This window comes from Ensifer sp. D2-11 (assembly GCF_054161295.1).
In genome coordinates this window covers 2161985-2184779 of record NZ_CP096433.1, presented here as the reverse complement: position 1 = coordinate 2184779, position 22795 = coordinate 2161985, and the positions used below count along the sequence as shown (strand labels likewise).

General features: G+C 63.1%; 16 protein-coding genes. 13 read left to right on the top strand and 3 right to left on the bottom strand.

Annotated elements, in window-relative coordinates; all coding sequences use genetic code 11:
* Positions 1 to 339: 339 nt before the first annotated feature.
* The 12 genes from feuN to M1D34_RS10510 all read left to right on the top strand — a co-directional run bounded on the left by feuN (position 340) and on the right by M1D34_RS10510 (position 14656).
* Positions 340 to 591, top strand: a complete 252-nt coding sequence (gene feuN / locus M1D34_RS10565) for a two-component system FeuPQ modulator FeuN (RefSeq protein WP_003527365.1) — start codon at positions 340 to 342, stop codon at positions 589 to 591.
* 40 nt (positions 592 to 631) lie between these two features.
* Positions 632 to 1303, top strand: coding sequence for a two-component system response regulator FeuP (feuP, locus tag M1D34_RS10560; RefSeq protein ID WP_003527364.1), 672 nt, complete (start codon positions 632 to 634; stop codon positions 1301 to 1303).
* Positions 1293 to 2678, top strand: a complete 1386-nt coding sequence (gene feuQ, locus M1D34_RS10555; protein ID WP_003527362.1) for a two-component system sensor histidine kinase FeuQ — start codon at positions 1293 to 1295, stop codon at positions 2676 to 2678. Before feuP ends, feuQ begins: the two co-directional genes overlap by 11 nt.
* Before the next feature lie 157 nt (positions 2679 to 2835).
* The gene (locus tag M1D34_RS10550) at positions 2836 to 3300 is read left to right on the top strand and encodes an RT0821/Lpp0805 family surface protein (protein WP_014526648.1); all 465 of its coding nucleotides are present in this window, start codon (positions 2836 to 2838) and stop codon (positions 3298 to 3300) included.
* 174 nt (positions 3301 to 3474) lie between these two features.
* The gene (gene ccmI / locus M1D34_RS10545; RefSeq protein WP_127513975.1) at positions 3475 to 4614 is read left to right on the top strand and encodes a c-type cytochrome biogenesis protein CcmI; all 1140 of its coding nucleotides are present in this window, start codon (positions 3475 to 3477) and stop codon (positions 4612 to 4614) included.
* On the top strand, positions 4611 to 5063 hold the full coding sequence (gene ccmE, locus M1D34_RS10540; protein WP_003527358.1) for a cytochrome c maturation protein CcmE: 453 nt from the start codon (positions 4611 to 4613) through the stop codon (positions 5061 to 5063). Before ccmI ends, ccmE begins: the two co-directional genes overlap by 4 nt.
* The gene (locus M1D34_RS10535) at positions 5060 to 7090 is read left to right on the top strand and encodes a heme lyase CcmF/NrfE family subunit (RefSeq protein ID WP_498778962.1); all 2031 of its coding nucleotides are present in this window, start codon (positions 5060 to 5062) and stop codon (positions 7088 to 7090) included. The genes ccmE and M1D34_RS10535 overlap by 4 nt, the downstream gene beginning before the upstream one ends.
* A 60-nt stretch (positions 7091 to 7150) precedes the next feature.
* The gene (locus M1D34_RS10530) at positions 7151 to 7606 is read left to right on the top strand and encodes a cytochrome c-type biogenesis protein (RefSeq protein WP_498778960.1); all 456 of its coding nucleotides are present in this window, start codon (positions 7151 to 7153) and stop codon (positions 7604 to 7606) included.
* A gap of 259 nt (positions 7607 to 7865) precedes the next feature.
* Positions 7866 to 9419 carry a Do family serine endopeptidase gene (locus M1D34_RS10525; RefSeq protein ID WP_015007345.1) on the top strand — a complete coding sequence of 518 codons (1554 nt, stop codon included), beginning with the start codon at positions 7866 to 7868 and terminating at the stop codon, positions 9417 to 9419.
* 146 nt (positions 9420 to 9565) lie between these two features.
* On the top strand, positions 9566 to 10267 hold the full coding sequence (locus M1D34_RS10520) for a response regulator transcription factor (RefSeq protein ID WP_003527354.1): 702 nt from the start codon (positions 9566 to 9568) through the stop codon (positions 10265 to 10267).
* Positions 10264 to 11661, top strand: coding sequence for a sensor histidine kinase (locus M1D34_RS10515; RefSeq protein WP_498778956.1), 1398 nt, complete (start codon positions 10264 to 10266; stop codon positions 11659 to 11661). Before M1D34_RS10520 ends, M1D34_RS10515 begins: the two co-directional genes overlap by 4 nt.
* Before the next feature lie 34 nt (positions 11662 to 11695).
* Entirely contained in the window at positions 11696 to 14656 is a 2961-nt protein-coding gene (locus tag M1D34_RS10510) for a bifunctional [glutamine synthetase] adenylyltransferase/[glutamine synthetase]-adenylyl-L-tyrosine phosphorylase (protein ID WP_498778954.1), read from the top strand.
* A gap of 10 nt (positions 14657 to 14666) precedes the next feature.
* Here the strand turns inward: M1D34_RS10510 and M1D34_RS10505 are convergent, their stop codons facing one another.
* Together M1D34_RS10505 and pepN are read right to left on the bottom strand one after the other, a co-directional pair.
* Entirely contained in the window at positions 14667 to 16994 is a 2328-nt protein-coding gene (locus M1D34_RS10505; RefSeq protein ID WP_192923411.1) for a PAS domain-containing sensor histidine kinase, read from the bottom strand.
* 352 nt (positions 16995 to 17346) lie between these two features.
* The gene (pepN, locus tag M1D34_RS10500) at positions 17347 to 20001 is read right to left on the bottom strand and encodes an aminopeptidase N (RefSeq protein ID WP_153313433.1); all 2655 of its coding nucleotides are present in this window, start codon (positions 19999 to 20001) and stop codon (positions 17347 to 17349) included.
* Between the two features lie 424 nt (positions 20002 to 20425).
* Here pepN and M1D34_RS10495 point away from each other — a divergent pair, with 424 nt between their 5' ends.
* On the top strand, positions 20426 to 21364 hold the full coding sequence (locus tag M1D34_RS10495; RefSeq protein ID WP_003527347.1) for a DMT family transporter: 939 nt from the start codon (positions 20426 to 20428) through the stop codon (positions 21362 to 21364).
* Between the two features lie 9 nt (positions 21365 to 21373).
* Here the strand turns inward: M1D34_RS10495 and M1D34_RS10490 are convergent, their stop codons facing one another.
* The gene (locus M1D34_RS10490; protein ID WP_003527346.1) at positions 21374 to 22663 is read right to left on the bottom strand and encodes an MFS transporter; all 1290 of its coding nucleotides are present in this window, start codon (positions 22661 to 22663) and stop codon (positions 21374 to 21376) included.
* Positions 22664 to 22795: the final 132 nt, after the last annotated feature.

Below are 22795 nucleotides of genomic sequence, written 5' to 3'. Positions count from 1 at the left end.
TCTCCTTTGGGCGAGAATGTTGGACTGGGCGGACGATTCCACAGGATAAAGACTTTGTAAATCAGCGGTTTAAAGCATTTAAACGATTAAAAAAAATTTAAATCGATTAATTTTCCAGCCGATCCACAGAAAGATGCCGGTGTCATCATCGATGCCCGCACCGAGCTGCCCGAAAGACCGGTTCGCCCGACCTCTGCAATCTGTGGTCGTTTTCCTCGGCCAGAGGTCAAGCAACCGCCGGACGCGGGTGCGCGTATCCTCAAGGCCGACATTCATTTGCCATTCAGCCTGTATCGGTTAATGATTCCGGCATAGTGCTTCCCAGTCGAAAGTGCGTTCATGTCTTCAGCATTGACCATAGCCGCGCTCGCCGCAGGCCTCGCAGGCTTTTCTCCGCCTGCCGTCAACATGCCTGCGGTTGTCGTCCGCGTGGCTGGCGATTGCAGCGCGGCCGCCGCGCAGGTGGTCGCCCAGACGGGTGGCGAGCTGCTTTCTGCCCAGCCGACCGGCGATGGGCAGTGCGTGGTGACGGTGCTCATCCCGGGCAATGGAGGGCGCCCCAAGAAAGTCACGGTGAAAGTGCCTATGTAAGCTCTTTCGGGGTACCCGAAGGCAAGGGAAGTGGACGAGAATGCGCATTCTGATCGTCGAGGACGATACCAATCTGAACAGGCAACTGGCTGACGCTCTGAAGGAGGCCGGTTATGTCGTCGACCAGGCTTATGACGGCGAAGAGGGCCACTATCTAGGCGATGCGGAGCCCTATGATGCGGTAATTCTCGATATAGGTCTTCCGGAGATGGACGGCATCACCGTTCTCGAGAAATGGCGCGCAGACGGCAAGACCATGCCGGTGCTGATCCTGACGGCCCGCGATCGATGGAGCGACAAGGTCGCAGGCATCGATGCCGGCGCCGACGATTATGTGGCGAAGCCTTTCCACGTCGAGGAGGTGCTGGCCCGCATCCGTGCGTTGATCCGGCGGGCCGCCGGGCACGCAAGCTCCGAGATCGTCTGCGGCCCCGTCCGTCTCGACACCAAGGGCTCCAAGGCGACTGTCGCTGGCGTAGCGCTGAAGCTCACATCGCACGAGTTCCGTCTGCTTTCCTACCTCATGCACCATATGGGACAGGTGGTTTCCCGCACCGAGTTGGTCGAACACATGTATGATCAGGACTTCGATCGCGATTCCAACACGATCGAGGTTTTCATCGGCCGGCTCCGTAAGAAGATCGGCAACGATCTGATCGAAACGGTGCGCGGCCTCGGATATCGCATGCAAGCACCCGGCAATGGCCATTAGATCGCTCACGGCGCGCGTTCTGTCGGTTTCGACCGTCTGGGCCGTCGTTGCCCTCGTGGTTATCGGGGTTGTCATCTCAGCCCTTTACCGGCAGGGGTCCGAGCGCGGCTTTCAGGATCTGCTGCGCGCGCAGCTCTACAACGTCATCAACTCCATCTCCGTCGACGAGAAGGCCGCGCTCTCCGGGAGCCCGCAGCTCGGCGACCTGCGCTTTTCCCAGCCTCAGACGGGCTGGTACTGGATCGTCGAGCCGATCGGCGAATTCGACACGCCGCCGCTGATATCGACGTCGCTCGGCACGGCGAAACTGCCGATCGTCAGCGTCGACGAGGTCCCCTTCGACATCCGCTACGAGCGGTTCTACACCACCACGGATCCGTTCGGAAACGAGGTCGAGGTGGCAGAGACCGAGGTCGTTCTCGACATTCAGGGCCACGCCGCCCGCTTCCGCGTCGCCGGCAACCGCGATGTGCTCGAGGCGGATATCGACCGCTTCACGCGCAACCTCACGATCGCCCTGTCCATTTTCGGCCTTGGCGGCCTTGGCGTGAACGCGCTCACGATCCTGTTCGGCCTGAAGCCGCTCGACCAGGTACGCCGCTCGCTTGAAAAGATCCGCACGGGGGAGAGCGAGCGGCTGGATGGCGCTTTCCCGCGGGAGATCCAGCCGCTTGCCAACGAGGTGAACGCGCTGATCGACAGCAATCGGCGCATCGTCGAACGCGCGCGCATGCAGGTCGGCAATCTGGCCCATTCGCTCAAGACGCCGATCGCCGTGCTGCTCAACGAGGCGAGAGTGCTGGAGGTGCCGCACGGCGAACTGGTCAGGGCCCAGGCGGACGCCATGCAGACACAGGTGCAATCCTATCTCAGCCGCGCCAGGATCGCCGCCCAGCGCGGGTCGGTTCTGGCGCGGACCGAAGCCCAGCCGGCACTGGAAAGAATCATGCGGGTGATGCGGCGCCTCAACCCCGACAAGCAATTCAGCCTCTCGATCAATCCGCCCGGACTGGTGCTGGCGATGGAACAGCAGGACGTCGAGGAAACGGTCGGCAACTTGCTGGAAAACGCCGCCCGTTACGCGCATGATCGGATCTCGCTGAATGTCGAGCCGGCCCCTGAAGATGCGCGCGAAAGGGAGCCGGGCCGCCAGTGGATCGTGCTCCAGATCGACGACGACGGACCGGGGCTCGACCCCGATCAGATCGCGGTGGCGATGAAGCGCGGCAAGCGGCTCGACGAGAGCAAGCCCGGAACCGGGCTCGGTCTTTCGATCGTAAGCGAGATCGTGGGTGAATATCAGGGAAGTGTGGAGCTCAGCCGTCGCGATGTTGGAGGATTGCGGGCCACGCTCGTACTGCCGGCCGCAGTCTAAGCGCCAACCGGATAGGACCGATGCGGGACGATCGTGATCCGGCGGTCACACCCGGACCTGAAAATGCCGGCGCTGACGGCAGGCGGTTGCCTCGACCCTCAGGTGGTGCAAAAAGAACTCGACTGGCGACAGACAAGAGGAATGAGTAGCGCGTATCATGAGGAATTACGCAGAAATGACGCGAGCCTTCGCTTCACGCGGTAGGATCGCGGTGGTGGCTTCGGGTGTAGCCCTCGCCGGCTGTGGCACGACCTCGTCCGGCCAAGGCGGGGCGGTTGCCGGACTCGGAGCAGCTTCCACCCGCGTTGCATCGTCCGCGACCTATATCGAAGCCCTGCAGGGTGGCGTCGTTTCGCGCCTTGGCGGCGTCGATCTCGGCAAGTCGGACCGGCAGCGGGCGCTCGAGGCCGAGTATCGCGCCCTCGAGGCCGCGCCGGGCGGGCAGCCCGTCGCCTGGCAAGGGCGGGGCGTCAGCGGCTCCGTCGTCGCTGCCGCACCCTATCAGGTCGGGTCGCAGAATTGCCGTCAATACAGCCATACGGTTACCGTCAAAAGCCAACAGACCACGGCACGCGGCGCGGCCTGCCGCAACAGCGATGGAAGCTGGACGCCGCTCACCTGAGCGGCACCGCCCTCGCATATCGCGAACCGTGTAAGGTGTTGAATCGCGGCCGGTTTGCTTTGGGCGAGCGGATTCCTCGCGCGCGGCGGCACTTCTTGCGGCGAAACGCCTCAAATATACGTCATTGCCGGTTTTCGAGTTGGAATGACATGGCCCTCATAGTATTCCCCAAACATGTTGTTCTGGATCCTCGTCGCCATTCTGACGGCGGCTGTCGCAGCCGTGCTTCTTCTGCCGCTCATGCGGGCGGCAGAGCCGTTGCCGTCTCGCCATAGTCACGACATCGAAGTCTATCGCGATCAGCTCGGTGAGCTGGCGCGGGACCGGGAGGCCGGTCTGATCGGAAGCGAGGAAGCCGAGCTGGCCAGGGCCGAGATCGCCCGCCGCATGCTTTCAGCCAGTGCCGCGGATCAGGCTGTGGCGGAGCGCACGCCGAAGCGGCTTCTATCCAACCGCCTGGCGCAGGCTTTCATTTTCCTCTGTCTTCCGGCTGTCGGCCTTTGTCTCTATTTGACGACCGGGAGCCCCGGCGTGCCGGCGCAGCCGCTCGCGGCCCGCCTTGCCGACCCCGGCGACGACGTCAACATCCTGATCGCGAAGGCCGAAAACCACCTGGCCCTCAATCCTCAAGACGGTGCCGGCTGGGATCTGCTGGCGCCGATCTACATGCGCCATGGCCGTCTGGACGATGCCGTCGCCGCCTACGACCGCGCGATCCGCCTGCTCGGGCCAACCCCGGCAAGAATGGGCGGCTACGCCGAGGCTCTGGTGGCGCAGGCCGGCGGTCTGGTCACAGCCGAGGCGCAGAACGCTCTGCAAAAGGCGCTGGCCCTCGACCCCGACGATCCACGCTCCGCATTCTACCTCGCGCTCGGCCTGAAGCAGGAGGGCAAGCACGCAGAGGCGCTCGCAGCATTCCGCAAGCTCGCAGAGAGCTCACCGGCCGATGCGCCCTGGTTGTCTCTGGTGAATCAGCATATCGCGGAGCTCGCCGCCGCCCCGGCCGGCCCTGCCGCGCCCGGAAATCCGGCTCCCGGCGATATTGCCGCCGCAAAGGAAATGAATGCCGGCGACCGGCAGGCGATGATCCGCGGCATGGTCGACAGCCTGGCAAGCCGCCTGAAGGAGGACCCGGCCAACCTGGAGGGCTGGATGCGCCTGGTCCGTTCCTATGTGGTGCTGGACCAAAGAGACAGGGCGAAAGATGCGTTGCATGACGGACTGAGGGCCTTCCCGGCAACGGGCGAGCAGGGGAAGCAGTTGCTGGCCTTGGCCCGGGAACTGGGGATCGACGCCGGCGGAGAGGCTGAATGACACGCAAGCAGAAAAGGTTGGCGATAATCGGCGGCGGCGTGGCATTTCTGACGGCCGCGGTGCTGCTCGTCATGTTCGCCTTCAGCCAGGCGGTCGCCTATTTCTATGTTCCGGGCGATCTTGCGAAGGCCGACGTCGCGCCGGGGACGCGTATCCGCCTCGGCGGACTTGTCGAGGCGGGCTCCGTCAAGCGCGGCGAGGGCAGGACCATCACCTTCACGGTGACGGATACGCTTGCGACCGTTCCTGTGACCTATACCGGCATCCTGCCCGACCTCTTCCGAGAGGGCCAGGGCGTGGTGGCCGAGGGTGCCTTCGTCGGCGGCAGCCCGGTTTTCGTTGCGGACACCGTCCTCGCAAAGCATGATGAGACATACATGCCGAAGGATGTCGCCGACCGCCTCAAAGCGCAGGGCGTCACGCTCGGCGGGGAGGAAAACATCCGATGATCATCGAACTCGGGCACTATGCACTGGTTTTGGCGCTCGCGACCGCGATCATCCAGGGCGTCCTGCCCGTCCTGGGGGTGCGGCGCGGCGACCCTTCCTTGATGGGACTGGCAGCAAACGCGGCGCTCGTCTGCTTCCTGCTCGTCGCTTTCTCCTTCGCCGTGCTGACATTCGCCTATGTGACATCGGATTTCTCGGTCAAGAACGTCTGGGAGAACTCGCATTCCCTCAAACCGCTGATCTACAAGATCACCGGGGTCTGGGGAAACCATGAAGGCTCGATGCTTCTCTGGCTGCTCATTCTTGTCTTCTTTTCCGCGATGGTGGCGCTCTTCGGCCGCAACCTGCCGGAGACGTTGAAGGCGAACGTCCTTGCGGTGCAGGCCTGGATCGCGACCGCCTTCGCGTTCTTCGTCCTGCTGACCTCCAATCCCTTCGCACGGCTCGTGCCGGCACCGGGCGAGGGCAGGGACCTCAACCCCGTGCTGCAGGATATCGGGCTCGCGATTCACCCGCCCTTGCTCTATCTCGGTTATGTCGGCTTTTCCGTATGCTTCTCCTTCGCGGTCGCCGCGCTCATCGAGGGGCGGATCGATGCGGCCTGGGCGCGTTGGGTGCGGCCGTGGACACTTGCCGCCTGGACCTTTCTTACCGCCGGCATCGCCATGGGCTCCTATTGGGCCTATTACGAGTTGGGCTGGGGCGGCTGGTGGTTCTGGGACCCGGTCGAAAATGCCTCCTTCATGCCTTGGCTCGCCGGAACGGCACTTCTGCACTCGGCCCTGGTCATGGAAAAGCGCGAAGCGCTGAAGATATGGACCGTGCTGCTGGCGATCATGACCTTCTCGCTGTCGCTGCTCGGCACGTTCCTGGTGCGCTCCGGCGTGCTGACATCCGTCCATGCCTTCGCCACCGACCCGACCCGCGGCGTCTTCATTCTCGCCATCCTGGTCGTCTTCATCGGCGGTGCGTTTTCGCTCTTTGCCTTCCGTGCCTCCCATCTCAAGGCCGGGGGAATATTCGCACCGGTTTCGCGCGAGGGTGCGCTCGTCGTGAACAACCTGATCCTGACGACGGCCACGGCGACGGTGCTGACCGGCACGCTGTATCCGCTGGTACTCGAAGCGCTGACCGGCGACAAAATTTCGGTCGGCGCGCCGTTCTTCAACATGACATTCGGTCTGCTGATGCTGCCGCTCATCGCCGTCGTTCCCTTCGGCCCGCTGCTTGCCTGGAAGCGCGGCGACCTTGCCGGTGCGGCGCAGCGTCTGTTTGCGGCTGCCGCGCTCGGCCTGCTCGCCGCGGCGATCTGTTATTACGCGGTAAACGGTGGTCCGGTCCTGGCTCCTTTCGGCCTCGGCCTCGGCGTCTACCTGATTCTGGGAGCGCTCACCGATCTGGTTCTGCGCTCCGGTCTCGGCAAGGTGGCGGCGGGCGTCGCCTGGAGACGGCTTTCGGGCCTGCCGCGTTCGGCTTTCGGCACGGCGCTCGCCCATATCGGACTCGGAATCACCCTGATCGGGATCGTCACGGTCACGGCTTTCGAAACGGAAACGGTCGTCGAGATGAAACCGGGGGCGGTGGTCGATGTCGGGCGTTACAGCCTGCGTTTCGACGGCATGCGTGAAGGGCGCGGGCCGAACTATACCGAGGATGCCGGCCATTTCACCGTCAGCCGAGGCGGCGTCGAGGTTACCGAAATCTGGTCGTCGAAACGGCTCTATTCGGCGCGGCGCATGCCGACGACCGAGGCCGGAATCCGGACCTTCGGTCTGAGCCAGCTCTATGTATCCTTGGGCGACGATATGGCGGACGGCGGCATCGTCGTCCGCATCTGGTGGAAACCGCTGATCCTATGCATCTGGGGCGGCGCGCTCGTGATGATGGCCGGCGGCGTCGTTTCGCTCAGCGACCGGCGCCTTCGCGTCGGCGCGCCGGCGCGTGCCAGAAAGGCCCTCGCCCTGGATCGCGATGATTTCAGGTCGGATCGACCAAAAATCATCAACGTGATCGATTCTAAAGGTTAGAGCGGGATGCGGGCGGAAAACCGTGCACACTTTTCCTCATCCCGCTCTGGGAGCTGCCAAATGATCCGGCTGCTGATCGCCCTCTTCCTTTTGCTGGCGTCCGTTGCCCCGGGCTTCGCCGTCAATCCTGACGAGGTGCTTGCGGATCCGGCGCTCGAAGCGCGTGCCCGGGCGATCTCCGCCCAGCTCCGCTGCATGGTCTGCCAGAACCAGTCGATCGACGATTCGAACGCTGAACTCGCCAAGGATCTGCGGCTGCTCGTACGCGAGCGCCTGAAGAACGGCGATTCCGACGAAGCCGTGATCTCCTACGTCGTCTCACGCTACGGCGAATTCGTGCTCCTGAACCCTCGCCTCGAGGCCAAGACGCTCGTGCTGTGGGGCATGCCTGCCATTCTGCTCGTGGCCGGCATCATCACCCTCGTCGTGGCCGCGAGACGCCGCGGCGCAAGAGTTCCGGGCGCACCGCTTTCCGACGAGGAACAGGAGCGGCTGGACCGGCTGCTGCGGCCTTGATCCCGCATCGACCGATGCCCGTTGCGCGAGCATCCATCCCGCAGGTCGCCGGCTCGAGTGGAAGATTACCAAAATTTCATCTGCCGGACAGAACTCAGTAAGGTCCCGCCCGTTACATCTTACGGCACAGGCTGTTTCATCCAGTCACAGCCAGACGAGCGGGTTTCCGACGGTGAGGCCATTGGATCCGACTCGGGGAAAAGGTTTCGAAGCAGCCTGCCTTGCAGGCGGGCTTCATGAAAGAGAGAAGGCAAAACGAATGTCTACGATCAAAGCTCCACGTCCCTCCTTGAAGACTGTGCTGAAGACCACGACGGTAGCCGGTCTCGCAGCCGTGCTGCTGACGACCGGCCTGCCGGCCGAAGTCGCGCAGTCCTTCGCCGAAGCCGTGAGGGTGCAGGCCCCGGCTGTGCCGAGTTTCGCCAATGTGGTCGACGCCGTTTCGCCGGCGGTCGTCTCCGTCCGGGTGCAGGCACGTGAACGCGTCAGCGACGATGAAAGCAACTTCACCTTCGATTTCGGCGGCCGCGGATTCGAGGATCTGCCGGAAGACCATCCGCTGCGGCGTTTCTTCCGCGAATTCGCTCCGCGTGAAAACGACCGTGCCGATCGTTGGCGCGACCGCCGCGGTCCGCGTGGCGAAGGTCGTCTCCGTCCGCGGGCGCAAGGCTCCGGCTTCTTCATCACCGAAGACGGTTACCTCGTCACCAACAACCACGTCGTCTCCGACGGCTCGGCCTTCACCGTCATCATGAACGACGGAACCGAGCTCGACGCCAAGCTCGTCGGCAAGGACAGCCGGACCGACCTTGCCGTGCTCAAGGTCGATGACAAGCGCAAGTTCACCTATGTCAGCTTCGCGGACGACGAGAAGGTGCGCGTCGGCGACTGGGTGGTCGCTGTCGGCAATCCCTTCGGCCTCGGCGGCACGGTCACTGCCGGCATCATCTCCGCTCGGGGCCGCGATATCGGCTCCGGTCCCTATGACGATTATCTGCAGGTCGACGCAGCGGTGAACCGCGGCAATTCCGGTGGTCCGACCTTCAATCTTTCCGGCGAGGTGGTCGGTATCAACACGGCCATCTTCTCGCCCTCCGGCGGCAATGTCGGTATCGCCTTCGCAATCCCCGCCTCGGTCGCGAAGGATGTCGTGGACTCCCTCATCAAGGACGGCACGGTTTCGCGCGGCTGGCTTGGTGTCCAGATTCAGCCGGTGACGAAGGATATCGCCGAGTCGCTCGGCCTTTCCGAAGCGAACGGCGCCCTCGTCGTCGAGCCTCAGGCGGGCTCGCCGGGTGAAAAGGCCGGGATCAAGAACGGCGACGTCGTGACGGCACTCAACGGCGAGCCGGTCAAGGATCCGCGGGACCTCGCACGTCGCGTTGCGGCCCTGCGCCCCGGCTCCACTGCAGAGGTTACCCTGTGGCGCGGCGGCAAATCCGAAACGGTCAACCTCGAGATCGGCACGCTGCCGAGCGATGCCAAGGAGCCCGCACCGGCGACCGGTGAAGCGCAGCCCGACGAAGGGCAGGCAGGCGAGGAGGCGCTGGCCGACCTCGGCCTGACGGTGACCCCGTCGGAGGACGGCAAGGGAGTCACGATCGCCTCCGTCGATCCGGATTCCGACGCCGGCGATCGCGGCCTGAAGGAAGGCGAGAAGATCGTCTCCGTCAACAATCAGGAAGTGAAATCGGCAGACGACGTTCTCAAGGTGATCAACAACGCCAAGAAGGACGGGCGCAGCAAGGCTCTGTTCCAGATCGAAGCACAGGAAGGCAGCCGCTTCGTCGCACTGCCCATCACTCAGGGCTGAGATGCCACGGACGGACTGAGTGCCGTTCCATGAGGGGGCGCCGCGACATAAAGCCATGTCGCGGCGCTTTCCTGTTTCTGGCCGGGCCGCGTGCCCGGTACGCACAGCGAACCGAATCCGGTTGAGACGAACAGAGGTCCGGGACTATGGTCACCCGCATGAAGATTCTGATTGTTGAAGACGATCTCGAGGCAGCCGCTTATCTTGCCAAGGCCTTCCGCGAGGCAGGCATTGTCTGCGACCACGCGAGTGACGGCGAGAGCGGTTTGTTCATGGCGAGCGAGAACGCCTATGACGTGCTTGTCGTCGACCGCATGCTTCCCCGCCGCGACGGCCTGTCGCTGATTACGGAACTGAGGCGCAAGGACATCCACACGCCGGTGCTCATTCTCTCGGCACTCGGCCAGGTGGACGACCGCGTCACCGGCCTGCGCGCCGGCGGTGACGATTACCTGCCGAAGCCCTACGCCTTCAGCGAGCTTCTCGCCCGCGTCGAGGTACTCGGCCGGCGTAAGGGCGCACCCGAGCAGGACATGGTCTATCGCGTCGGCGATCTCGAACTCGATCGTTTGTCCCATTCCGTCCGGCGGCAGGGCAAGGAGATCCCCTTGCAGCCGCGCGAATTCCGGCTGCTCGAATATCTCATGAAGAATGCCGGACAGGTGGTGACGAGAACCATGTTGCTCGAAAACGTGTGGGACTATCATTTCGATCCCCAGACCAATGTGATCGACGTGCATGTCTCGCGCTTGCGTTCGAAGATCGAGAAGGATTTCGATCCGCCGTTGCTAAGGACGATCCGTGGCGCCGGATACATGATCAAGGACGACCGGACCACGGACGCATGAGCAGGATCAGCGTGCTGTTCAGGACGACTGCAGTCCGGCTCTCTGCGCTCTATCTGATCCTGTTCTCCCTTTGCGCCGCCTTCCTCGTCTTCTACGTGACCGGCATGTCGGAGCGTCTCCTGCAGCAGCAGACGCGCGACTCGATCGCCGCCGAGGTAACCCAGATTGCGGATGTCTACGACCGCGCCGGAATCAACGGGCTGCTTCGCTCGCTGGAGCGTCGGGCGCGTCAGCCGGGTGCAAATCTCTATGTCATTGCGGGGCCGAACGGAGAAATCCTCGCCGGCAACGTGGCTGCGCTCCAACCTGGGCTCCTCGACGACGAGGGCTGGAAGTCGGAGCCGTTCCGCTACCGGCGCTTCACCGACGAGAGCCGTGCCGAAAGGCACGTCGCCCTTGCCCAGGTCCTGGTGCTCGACAACGGGCTGAGGATACTGGTCGGCCGCGACCTGCAGGAACCCGAGAAGTTCCGCGTGCTTGTCCGTCAGGCACTGATGGTCGCGCTCGGCATCATGGGGCTCGGGGCGCTGGTCATCTGGTTCGGCATCGGCCGCAATGCCCTGCGTCGCATCGACCGCATGTCGGAGGCGAGCACGAAGATCATGGCCGGGGACCTCTCGCAACGCTTGCCCACGAGCGGTTCCGGCGACGAGTTCGACCGTCTCTCGGAATCCCTGAACGCGATGCTCGAGCGCATCGAGAAGCTGAACGAAGGACTGAAACAGGTCTCGGACAACATAGCGCACGACCTCAAGACACCGCTGACGCGCTTGCGCAACAAGGCAGAGGCGGCGCTCGCCGATACCGAGGGGAGCAACCAGAGCGGCGCGCTCGAACAGATCATCGCCGAGTCCGATCAGCTGATTCGTACGTTCAACGCGCTTCTGATGATTTCCCGCGTCGAAGCCGGCTCCGCCGTCGCCGAGATGAGCGAAGTCGACCTGGCGCGGATCGTGGCGGATTGCGTCGAGCTCTACGAGCCGCTGGCGGAAGACAAGGAAATGCGCATCGAAGCGGAGGCGGCGCCGGGGGTGGCGATCTCCGGCAACCGCGAACTGATCAGCCAGGCGCTGGGCAACCTGATCGACAATGCGATCAAATATGCGGAAGGTGCCGAAAATCCGCTGATACGGGTTGAAATGATGAGGAGCGATCGTCACGTCGTGTTGACCGTTGCCGACCACGGGCCCGGCATTCCGGAGAATATGCGCGGAGAGGTCGTCAAGCGTTTCGTTCGCCTCGACGAAAGCCGGTCGAAGCCGGGGACGGGCCTCGGCCTCTCGCTCGTCGACGCCGTCATGGAGATGCACCGCGGCGCGCTGGAACTGTCGGCGACGGAGGAGGACGGTCGGGGCTTGGCTGTTCGCATGGTTTTCCCGGCGGTTGCGACCTGATAAACCCATGACGGGAACCGAAGGGGGGATGTGCATGGCGGAAGCGATCGAGCGGTCTTTGTCCGATATCGATGTGGTGGCGATTCGCCCGGCGAGCCAGGCGGACGCCAAGGCCGCCCTTTCGGTTCTCAAGGATGCGGCGAAAGGCAGCGAACACATTGCGAAGCTCATTGCCTCGGACGCGCCGCTCAAGGATTTTCTCGTTGCAGCCTTCGCGCTCTCGCCATTCTTGCGGGATACGGCGCGTAGCCACCCGGCGATCCTCGAAGCATTGCTGTCCGAGACGCTGCCGGCGTTTTTGAAGCGCAGGATCGAGGCCGCAAGGGCGGCCTGGCGGGGCGATGCAGCCGGGGCGGCGCTGCCGGATGCGGAGATCATGACGCGATTGAGGCGGGCGAAGCGCGAGGTCGCCTTCGCTGTCGCGCTTGCGGACCTGTCGCGGCTTTTCGGCGGCCGTGAGACGACGCGGTGGCTCAGCGATTTTGCAGAGGCGGCCGTTTCGGCGGCGATCGATCATCTGCTGCTCGGCGCGCATGAAAGCGGCAAGTTCGTGTTGAAGGACAGTTCCGCGCCGTCCACCGCCTCCGGCGTCGTCGTGCTTGGAATGGGCAAGCTTGGTGCCGGCGAGCTCAACTATTCTTCCGATATCGATCTTGTCGTCTTCTACGATCCGCAGTCGAGCATCATCACCAATCGCGACGATGCTCCGGAAACCTTCGCCCGGCTGTTGCGGCGCTTGATTCGCATCCTGCAGGAGAGAACCGGCGACGGCTATGTCTTCCGTACGGATCTGCGGCTTAGGCCAGACCCGGGCTCGACGCCACTTGCCATCCCGGTCGAGGCGGCAATGCTCTATTACGAGAGCAGGGGACAGAACTGGGAACGGGCCGCCTTCATCAAGGCGCGGCCGATCGCGGGCGATCTGGAGGCGGGCGAACGCTTCCTCAAGGAACTGACGCCCTTCGTCTTCCGCAAGTACCTCGACTATGCGGCAATTGCCGACATTCACTCGATCAAGCGGCAGATCCATGCCCACAAGGGGCACGGAGAAATCGCCGTGAAGGGACACAACATCAAGCTCGGGCGCGGCGGCATTCGGGAGATCGAGTTCTTCGTCCAGACGCAGCAGCTGATCGCAGGCGGCCGCACGCCCGCGCTGCGGCTGCGCGAAACGGAAACGATGCTGCGGATGCTCGCCGAGAGCGGCTGGATCGACGGGGCGACGGCCGAGGAACTTATCGAGGCCTATTGGTTCCTGCGTGACGTCGAGCACCGCATCCAGATGGTGCATGACGAGCAGACCCACCTTCTTCCGGAGACCGAGCCGGAACTCAGGCGGATCGCCTATATGCTCGGCTTCGAGGATACGGCTTCCTTCTCGAATGCGCTGTCGCGCGTGCTGCGCACGGTCGAGCGGCGCTATGCGCAGCTTTTCGAGCAGGAGGCGAAGCTATCCACCGAGACCGGAAACCTGGTCTTCACCGGTCAGCAGGACGATCCGGATACGCTCGAAACGTTGAAGAAGCTCGGTTTCCAACGGCCATCCGACATAGCGAATATCATCCGCACCTGGCACTACGGGCGCTATCGGGCAACGCAGTCGGTCGAGGCGCGCGAGCGGCTGACGGAACTGACGCCGGAGCTCCTGCGCGTCTTCGGCGAAAGCAGGCGGGCCGACGAAGCGTTTCTGCGTTTCGACCACTTCCTCTCCGGTCTGCCGGCGGGGATCCAGCTCTTCTCGCTGCTCGGCAACAATCCCGGCCTCCTGTCGCTGATCGTCAATATCATGTCGTCGGCACCGCGCCTGGCGGACATCATCGCCGCCAAACCGCATGTCTTCGACGGCATGCTGGAGCCGGGGCTGCTTGCGGAGCTGCCGACCAAGGATTATCTGGCGCCGCGGATCGCGACTTTCGTCGGCGGAGGCCGGCACTACGAGGAGGTGCTGGACCGCTTGCGCATCATCGCCGCCGAGCAGCGCTTCCTGATCGGCATCCGGCTGCTCACGGGCGCGATCACCGGCCTTCAGGCGGGACGCGCTCTCACCGACCTTGCCGATCTGATCATTGCCGCCGCGCTCGATGCGGTCCTGGAGGAGGTCCGGTCGGCGCATGGACGTTTCCCCGGGGGGCGGGTCGCAATCGTCGGAATGGGCAAGCTTGGCAGCCACGAATTGACCGCCGGCTCCGATATCGACCTCATCCTGCTCTACGACTACGACGACGAAGTGCTCGAGTCCGACGGCGCCAAGCCGCTCGATCCGGTACGCTATTTTACGCGGGTGACGCAGCGGCTGATCGCCGCGCTGTCGGCGCCGACCGCCGAGGGCATCCTCTACGACGTGGACATGCGGCTGCGACCCTCCGGCAACAAGGGGCCGGTTGCCACCCGCATAACCGCCTTCGCCAAGTACCAGCGAACGGAAGCCTGGACCTGGGAGCATCTGGCGCTGACGCGGGCGCGCTGCATCTGCGGCGATGAGAGCCTCGTCGGCGAAGCGGAGGCGATCTTTGCCGAGATTCTCACTGAAAAGCGCGACATCGCGAAGATCCGCAAGGACGTCGAGGAGATGCGCGGCCTGATCGACAAGGAGAAACCGCCGAAGGACATATGGGATTTCAAACTCATTCCCGGCGGGTTGGTCGATATCGAGTTCATCGCCCAGTACCTCGCCCTGGTCGCACCGGCGAGGGGAGTAACGTCCCCTCCTGCCGGTACGCATACGCTCGAGGCGCTGAAGGCGCTCGGTGCCGGGATGATGAATGCGAACGATCTCGATACGGCCGCCGAAGCGCTCGTGCTCTTCACCGAGCTGTCGCAGCTCGTGCGCCTTTGCATCGATGGCGACTTCGACCCCAAGGAAGCGCCGGCCGGTCTCGTGGATCTCGTCTGCCGTGCCGGAGACTATCCGGATCTGACGCATCTCGAAGCCGACATTCGCCGTCTCTCGAAGGCCGTGCGCCGGATCTTCCAGGGGGTTGTTGCTGCAGCGTAAGCGGGCGTGGTCAGCCGCGGTCGGGAATCCTGACCGATATGATGGTGCCGACATTCTCTGCCGAATGGATCTTCATTGTCCCGCCGTGAAGCCGCGTCAGCGAGCGGGATATGGCGAGCCCGAGCCCGGAGCCGCCCTTGCTCTTGGCATATTGGCTCTGCACCTGCTCGAAGGGCTGGCCGATCTTCTGCAATGCGCCCTTGGGAATGCCGATGCCGGAATCGGCGATCGTCAGCGTGACGGCGCCCCTCACCTTGCGGGCCCGCAAGGAGATGCGCCCGCCTTCATTGGTGAACTTGACTGCATTGGAGAGGAGGTTGAGCAGGACCTGCTTCATCGCCCGGCGGTCGGCGAACATCGTCAGGCCGGAGGATATCTGCTGGACCACGCGGATGTTCTTTCGCTCTGCGGGAATCGTCGTGAAACGAAGGGTCTCCTCGATGAGTGGCGCGAGATCGATCCGCTCGCGCGTGATGCGCATATGGCCGGCCTCGATCTTCGACATGTCGAGTATGTCGTTGATGACGTTGAGCAGATGCTTGCCGCTCTCGAAAATATCGCGCGAATACTCGTGGTATTTCTCCGAGCCGAGGGGGCCGAACATCTGGTCCTGCAGGATTTCCGAGAAGCCGAGAATGGCGTTCAGCGGCGTGCGCAGCTCGTGCGACATGTTGGCGAGGAATTCGGACTTTGCCCGGTTCGCGGCCTCGGCGCGCTCTTTCTCCGCCTGATAGTTCGCATTGGCGATGGAAAGTTCGGCCTTCTGCTGCTCAAGTGTTACGCGGGAGGCGGAGAGATCGCCGATGGTCGCCATCAGCCGCCGCTCGGATTCGCGCAGGCGAACTTGATGCCGCTTGAGGAGCGTGATGTCCGTACCCACCGAGACGAGCCCGCCGTCGCGCGTGCGGCGCTCATTGATCTGCAGCCAGCGTTCGTCGGCAAGCTGAACCTCGCTCGTCTGCGAGTGGTTGCTCCGGTCCGGATCGGCGATGCGCCGTTCGACGACGGGCCTTGCCGCCGCAGCATGGACGATCGTGCGTTCGGTGCCCGGCACCAGCACGTGGTCGGGCAACTGCCAGGCTTGCTGGTAATGGGTGTTGCACATCACCAGGCGATCGTGCTTGTCCCAGAGCACGAAGGCCTCCGAGGTGCACTCGATCGCGTCCGCCAGGCGCTGATCGGCCTCGGCGTAACGCTGCGCAAGCCTGTGCTGCTCGGTCACGTCCATCGCAATGCCGATCAGATGCGTCCGGCCCGACACGGTGCGGATCACCTGGGCACGCGCTCGAAGCCATACATAGTGGCCATCCGCATGGCGCATCCGGAACACCTGATCGATCTGGCGCTCGTTGCCTTTCGCGATTGCCCGAGCGACCCGGTATATGCCCCGGTCCTCGACATGCATGAGACGGGCGGCATCGCCGAACGACAGTACGCTCGCGTCGCCCGGCATGCCGAGCATCTCGTACATCGAGCGGGACCAGAAGAGGCGCCGGTTGTCGAGATCGAAATCCCAGAGGCCGCAGCGTCCGCGGGAGAGCGCCGTTTCGACGCGCAGGTTCGATTCGGCAAAGACCGCATCGGCATCGCGGGTGCGCTTTGCCTGGATGTAATAGGCATAGAGGACGACCATCAGGATCGCCGAAACACCGGCAAACAGCGTGACGTTGAGCGAAATTTCGTCGCGCCATGCCGCTTCGAATCTGGCGATCGACGTTGCCGCCAGAACGGCGCCGCCGGAATCCGGCAATTGCCGGAGCGCGATGAAATGCTCGGTGCCGTCGATCGACGCTCTTACGACGCTGGCACCCTCGCCGTAATATTGCAGCGTCGCGACCTCGGGAGCGATTGCGGAGAGCGTGCGTCCGATGAGATGGACGCCATCCTGCGTGCCGGCAAAGACGCGGCCGTCTCTGCGGACCGTCAGCAGGAAAATTCCGGCGTCCAGGATTTCCGCAGGCAGAAATTCGGTGAGCCGCCGTTCGACTTCCCAGCGGCGGCCCTCGGCGAAGAGTTCCGATCCGCCGGTCTGGAAAACACCGGCTGCTGCTGCGGCCGCGAGGCTGACCGTCCGGCGGGAGGAGGCCTCCATGCGGGCATGCTCGTCCATGATGCCCGACATGCGTGAGATCGCCACGATGAGAAGAAAAGCGATGATGAGGACCGGGATGGACCGCTTGAGCATCGGCTCGGCCATTGCGAGCTTCTGCGACGCCGGTTCGGCAAAGATCTTTGCCTGCTCGATGAACTCCCGTTCGAGGCCCGAAAAGCCCGGAAACTTGAGTCGCAACCGCCCTTCGGCTGCGCTTCCCCGTCGCGCGTCCGCCATCTTATCCAATTTGTCGTCCTCGAAAAGCGTTCCGCACTCGACAATGCCGCAAGGAACGCTTGATTCTTCTCAGTCCGAAACGTCGATCCCATCTTCAGCGGTTTCCCGGAAGCGGGCGTTCCAGTGATTCGGCGCGCCGCTCGCCCGAATCTGACTCAATGAATCACAGGGCGATTCGCCTTGTCCAGAGGCAATGGTAAAGATTTGTTAACCATATTTCATCGTTGGGAAATGATAGCCGGATTGCCGGGAGTTTATGGCGGCTGCTGCGAGATGGATTGATGCGTTGAAGTTCTGCCTCTCCTCATCCCTGTGACGAGCACAGGGATGAGGAGATCAACAAGCCGGGACCGATGCTCGTTCAGTGCTCGTCTTTGAGCATGCGGTCGACGATGTCGCTGACATCGGCGGAAAGGTTGGAGGCACGCGCGATTTCCTCAAGCGCGCTGCGGGCGTGGCCGGCCCGGATTTTTTCGAGCGACCGCCATGAGCGCATCGACGTCAGAATACGCGCGGCAAGCTGAGGGTTGCGCGTATCGATGTCCAGGATCTGTCGGGCAAGGAAACGATAGCCTTCGCCGTCGATGCGGTTGAAGCCGGTGGCATTCGCGAAGGCGAATGTGCCGACCAGTGAGCGAACGCGGTTCGGATTGCTGGCATTGAAGAGCGGATCCGACATCAGCGCCCGAACGCGGTCGAGCGTCGATGCTCCGGGGATCGTCGCCTGAATGGCAAACCACTTGTCGATGACGAGCGCGTTGTCGGCAAAGCGCTTCTTGAACACGGCCAGTGCGTCCGCCGTCTCCCGGGCATCCGGAAACCGGTGTGCAAGAAGCGTCAGCGCCTGGCTGAGATCGGTCATGTTGTTGGCGGAGCTAAACGCATCAGCCGCTTTGTCCGGGCTTCCGTCGGCATAGACGAGATAGGAGAGCCCGGAATTGCGCAGCGCCCGCCGTCCGGCACTGTCGGCGTCGGGCCGGAACGGGCCGGACAGCGACATCTCGTTTACCAGTCGCGCAAAGGTATCTTTGCCGACCGTGGCGATGGCGGCCAGAATAGCCTGGCGGCCGGCGTAAATGGCATCCGGGTCGTTATTGCTGCCGATTTCGCGGCCTATGTCGGTTTCGCTCGGCAGGGACAGTACTTGCGATCGGAACGCCGGCTCCAGTCGGTCGTCGCCGGCTGCGGCAAGCAGGGCATCGACGAGCGCATCGTCACAGTCAATCGGCTGCTCGGTACGCGCTTCCGCTGCCGCCTTGACGAGATTGTCGAGGGCCATCGCGTTCAGCGCCTGCCAGCGTGCGAAGAGGTCGGTCTCGTGGCGCGCGATCAGCGCACGATGTTCGGCGCTTTGCGTCAGGTGCAGATTGACGGGCGCGGAGAAGCCGCGGTTGAAGGAGGGGACCGGCTCGGATGGGATGCCGGAAAAGGTGACCGTCTGTTTGCGCTCGGTCAGGTGCAGTACGTCGCCGGTGATCTCGGCGCCGGAGACGGCCGAGGGCCTTGCCTCGCTTCCGTCCGGAAGCAGCAATCCGAAGCGGAGCGGGATATGCATCGGTGCCTTGCTGCTCTGCCCGGGCGTCGGCGGAACGGTCTGCTCCAGCGACAGCGTGTATGTCTGCCTGGCGGCGTCATAGGTGCCGGAAGCGGTGACGAGCGGCGTTCCGGCCTGATGGTACCAGAGCGAGAACTGCTTGAGGTCTCGGCCGCTCGCAGCCTCGAAGCAGGCGATGAAATCCTCGATCGTCACCGCCTGGCCGTCGTGACGCTCGAAGTAGAGGTCCATTCCCTTCTTGAAGAGGTCGCGGCCGAGGATCGTCGCGATCATCCGCGTGACCTCGGACCCCTTCTCGTAAACCGTCGTCGTGTAGAAATTATTGATTTCGCGGTATTGCGTCGGGCGCACCGGATGGGCGAGGGGGCCGGCATCCTCGGGGAACTGCTCGGATTTCAAGTGCCGCACTTCGGCGATCCGCTTCACGGCGCGCGACCGCATGTCGGCGGAAAACTCGTGGTCGCGATAGACGGTCAAGCCTTCCTTCAGGCAGAGCTGAAACCAGTCGCGGCAGGTGATGCGGTTGCCGGTCCAGTTGTGGAAATATTCGTGGGCGATGATCGCTTCGATATTGGCATAGTCCGCATCGGTCGCCGTCTCCGGATCGGCGAGCACGTATTTGTCGTTGAAGATGTTGAGCCCCTTGTTCTCCATGGCGCCCATGTTGAAATCGGAAACGGCAACGATCATGAAGATATCGAGATCGTATTCGCGCCCGAAGACCTCCTCATCCCATTTCATCGACCGCTTCAGCGCATCCATGGCGTAGGCGGCGCGCGGCTCCTTGCCGTGCTCGACATAGATTTTGAGCGCGACGTCGCGGCCGGAAGCGGTGGTGAAGGCGTCCTCGACGACGCCCAGATCGCCGGCAACGAGCGCGAACAGATAGCTCGGCTTAGGATGCGGATCGAACCAGGAGGCGAAGTGACGGCCGTCACCCATGTCGGCGCCGCCGAGATAGTTGCCGTTCGAAAGCAGCAGCGGTGCAGAAGCCTTGTCCGCGATGATGTTGACGGTATAGACCGCCAGCACGTCGGGACGATCCGGGAAGTAGGTGATGCGGCGGAAGCCTTCGGCTTCGCACTGGGTGCAATAGACGTCGCTCGTGCGGTAGAGGCCCATCAGCTTGGTGTTCGTCTCAGGCGACAAGGCCGTCGTGACGGTGATCTCGAAGGGCGCCGCTTCCGGCAGGCCGCGAATGGTGAGCGTGTCGTCCGTCGCTTCATAGAGCGTGCCGGGGACCGCTACCTGGTCGAGCAGCAGGCCGGTCATGGTGAGCTCGTCGCCGTCGAGAACGAGCGGTGCAGAGGGGCTAACGCCTTCGCGGCGATGGAAGATCATGCGCGCCTCGACCTTCGTTTCCCTCGGGTCGAGTTCGAAAGTCAGGTCCACCCTCTCGAGTACGAAATCGGTCGGCCGGTAGTTTTCCAGATGAACGATCTGGCCAGTGTTTGTCCGCATGGTCAGTCCTGCTTGCGCTTGCTCTTTTGATTTGTAGAGGGCGCTCGTGATGGTGAAAAGCCAAGATCCGAGATTTACGCACGAATGTGGTGCCGGCGACGGTACATCCGGCAGCAAAAACGCAGGGCCCGTCCCGCCTCTTATTGACCGAAGATTTATCGGAGCGGCACTAACAAGAACTAAATCCGCGACGATTTTTTCGGGCTTGCTAAATAAACTGCAGGCGCATTTTCTCCGGCAGCAAGCTTTGCACATGCAGGCGAAATCATCACGAAAAAACCAGGTCCATCACGAAATTTGATCCAACATGCTGCGCAAGCACGGGTAAGGTGGCGTGGTCCTTTCGCGGCCTTGCCGCCGCGTCCTCCCGTTTTTGTTGGCCTTCCGATCGGTTCGCCGATGTCAGTTTGAAAAGTTGTGTTTCATGGATGCGGACGATGCGAGCCCGATGAAGGGGATTGTGCTCAAGGTGCTCTCCGTCGTCGTCTTCGTGTGCATGTCGACCTGTATCAAGGCTGCGGGCGACGACATCCCCACCGGCCAGATCACCTTCTATCGCTCGGCTTTTGCGATGGTGCCGATCCTTGGATTTCTGGCATGCCGCGGCGCATTGCGGGACGCTTTCAGGACCGCCGATATCACCGGACACCTGGTGCGCGGCTTTGTCGGCATTCTCGCCATGAGTTGCGGCTTTTACGGTCTCGTCCATCTGCCGCTGCCAGAGGCGATTGCGATCGGCTATGCCATGCCGCTGCTGGCCGTGGCTTTCGCGGCGATTTTTCTGGGCGAGATCGTGCGGCTCTATCGCTGGTCTGCGGTGTTTGTCGGGCTCGCCGGTGTGTTTATCATCACCTGGCCGCGGCTTACGCTGTTCAATGAAGGGGGCTTCGGGTCGGCCGAGGCCATGGGTGCGGTCGCCGTACTGCTTTCAGCAGCGCTCGGGGCAACGGCGATGGTACTCGTGCGCAAGCTCGTGCAGAAAGAGCGCACGCACACCATCGTCCTCTACTTCTCCCTTTCGGCCGCGGTGTTCTCGCTCGCGACACTGCCTTTCGGTTGGTCCGAGCTTTCCTGGCAGGCCTTCGTTCTCCTGACGATCGCCGGCTTTTGCGGCGGCGTCGGGCAGATCCTGCTGACGGAGAGCTATCGCCACGCCGATATGTCGACGATCGCTCCCTTCGAGTACACGTCGATCGTGCTCGGCATCGTCATCGGCTACTTCCTCTTCGGCGACGTGCCGACCGCGACCATGCTTGCCGGAACGGCGATCGTCGTCGGCGCGGGCATCTTCATCATCTACCGGGAGCATCGGCTGGGACTGGAACGCAAGGGCGCGCGCAAGCACGTGACGCCGCAGGGATAAAGGGATGTGCTACTCGGCGCGTTGCTCCCAGGCAGGAACGGTATCGTCCTCGATGAGTTCGCCTGCGTCCTGCTGCGCGAGCGGACCGGTGACGTCAGGACCGGGGGTCGGCAGTACCGTGGTTGCCTGAAAATCGGTCTTCGCCACGAGGCCGTCATGCTGCTCGCGCTGAAGGATGCGCCATGCGGCATAGCCGCTGTAGAGCGCAAAATACACGGCAAGCGCGATGAACAGTGCGACGGGGCCAAACCGGTCCATGACCGGACCGACCATCAGCGGACCGGAGATCGTGCCGAGGCCGTAGGTGATCATCAGGCCGGATGAAATCTCCACATATTCGTCGGGGCGGGCAAGGTCGTTGGCATGCGCGACGTTCAGGGCATAGATCGGGAAGAGGACCGTGCCGATGCAGGCGGCGAGTGCATAGAGAACCGGGGGACTGCTCGCAATCGAGACGGACATGGCAAGGCACGACACGACGCCGGCGATGCCGCAGGCAACCATGACGATGCGCCGGTCCATCCGGTCCGAGGCACGGCCGATCGGGACCTGCGAGATCGCGCTGCCGGCCAGAAGCGACGCGAGCAGTGTCGCTCCCTCGCCGGTCGAAAGGCCGATCTTCTGGGTGAAGACGCCGCCGAGATTGAGCCATGCGCCCGAGAGCGCACCGGCGAGAAAGCCGCCGACGACCGCGACCGGCGAGCGGCGATAGAGTGCGGGGATATCGAAATTTGCCCGTGCCGGGGGTGCAGGCATCGGTGAGGAGGAGAGGGCGGTCGGCAGCAGGGCGAGCGAGAACAGGACGCCGCAAAGGATGAACAGGGAGGTGTTGCTCGGATCACCGAGCGGCACCAGGTACTGTCCGCCGATCGTGCCGACCATCGTGGTTATGAGATAGAGCGAGAAGAGCAGGCCGCGATTTTCGTTCGTCACGCGCTCGTTCAGCCAGCTCTCGATGACCAGATAGCTTCCGGCAATCGCAAAGCCCGACACGGCACGGAAGCCGATCCAGGCACGCCAATCGACGACGAGCCCGCACATCAGGATCGCGATGGACAGGAGCGTTATCAGGGCGGTGAAGACGCGGACATGGCCGACGCGCAGGACGAATTTAGGCGTGACGATGCAGGAAAGGGTGAACCCCAGCGTGTAGCCGGTCGCGAAGATCGAGATGGTGAGGGTCGACCAGCTTTCCGCCACGGAGCGTACCGGGATGACATAGCTCTGCAGCCCAAATGCGACCATCATCAGGAAGGTCGAGAGCATCAGGCTGAAAACGGAAGCGAAATTCGCCAGCATCGGCGCTCCTGGTGAGGGGATAAGGAGCGGCTTCGTTTCGGCTTCGGCCGATGAACTTCGTCACTCCGTCAAAACGGAATCGAGAGTGGCTGTAACGAAGTTCCGGGGCGCTGTCGATTGCGACAGGGAATG

What these genes read in the sequence shown, in the direction of transcription:
- feuP (WP_003527364.1), top strand. Translation starts at nt 632, where the DNA reads ATGCGCATTCTGATCGTCGAGGACGATACCAATCTGAACAGGCAACTG.
- feuQ (WP_003527362.1), top strand. Translation starts at nt 1,293, where the DNA reads ATGGCCATTAGATCGCTCACGGCGCGCGTTCTGTCGGTTTCGACCGTC.
- M1D34_RS10530 (WP_498778960.1), top strand. Translation starts at nt 7,151, where the DNA reads ATGATCCGGCTGCTGATCGCCCTCTTCCTTTTGCTGGCGTCCGTTGCC.
- pepN (WP_153313433.1), bottom strand. Translation starts at nt 20,001, where the DNA reads ATGCGGACAAACACTGGCCAGATCGTTCATCTGGAAAACTACCGGCCG.
- M1D34_RS10515 (WP_498778956.1), top strand. Translation starts at nt 10,264, where the DNA reads ATGAGCAGGATCAGCGTGCTGTTCAGGACGACTGCAGTCCGGCTCTCT.
- M1D34_RS10535 (WP_498778962.1), top strand. Translation starts at nt 5,060, where the DNA reads ATGATCATCGAACTCGGGCACTATGCACTGGTTTTGGCGCTCGCGACC.
- M1D34_RS10495 (WP_003527347.1), top strand. Translation starts at nt 20,426, where the DNA reads ATGGATGCGGACGATGCGAGCCCGATGAAGGGGATTGTGCTCAAGGTG.
- feuN (WP_003527365.1), top strand. Translation starts at nt 340, where the DNA reads ATGTCTTCAGCATTGACCATAGCCGCGCTCGCCGCAGGCCTCGCAGGC.
- ccmE (WP_003527358.1), top strand. Translation starts at nt 4,611, where the DNA reads ATGACACGCAAGCAGAAAAGGTTGGCGATAATCGGCGGCGGCGTGGCA.
- M1D34_RS10490 (WP_003527346.1), bottom strand. Translation starts at nt 22,663, where the DNA reads ATGCTGGCGAATTTCGCTTCCGTTTTCAGCCTGATGCTCTCGACCTTC.
- M1D34_RS10550 (WP_014526648.1), top strand. Translation starts at nt 2,836, where the DNA reads ATGAGGAATTACGCAGAAATGACGCGAGCCTTCGCTTCACGCGGTAGG.
- M1D34_RS10520 (WP_003527354.1), top strand. Translation starts at nt 9,566, where the DNA reads ATGGTCACCCGCATGAAGATTCTGATTGTTGAAGACGATCTCGAGGCA.
- M1D34_RS10525 (WP_015007345.1), top strand. Translation starts at nt 7,866, where the DNA reads ATGTCTACGATCAAAGCTCCACGTCCCTCCTTGAAGACTGTGCTGAAG.
- M1D34_RS10510 (WP_498778954.1), top strand. Translation starts at nt 11,696, where the DNA reads ATGGCGGAAGCGATCGAGCGGTCTTTGTCCGATATCGATGTGGTGGCG.
- ccmI (WP_127513975.1), top strand. Translation starts at nt 3,475, where the DNA reads ATGTTGTTCTGGATCCTCGTCGCCATTCTGACGGCGGCTGTCGCAGCC.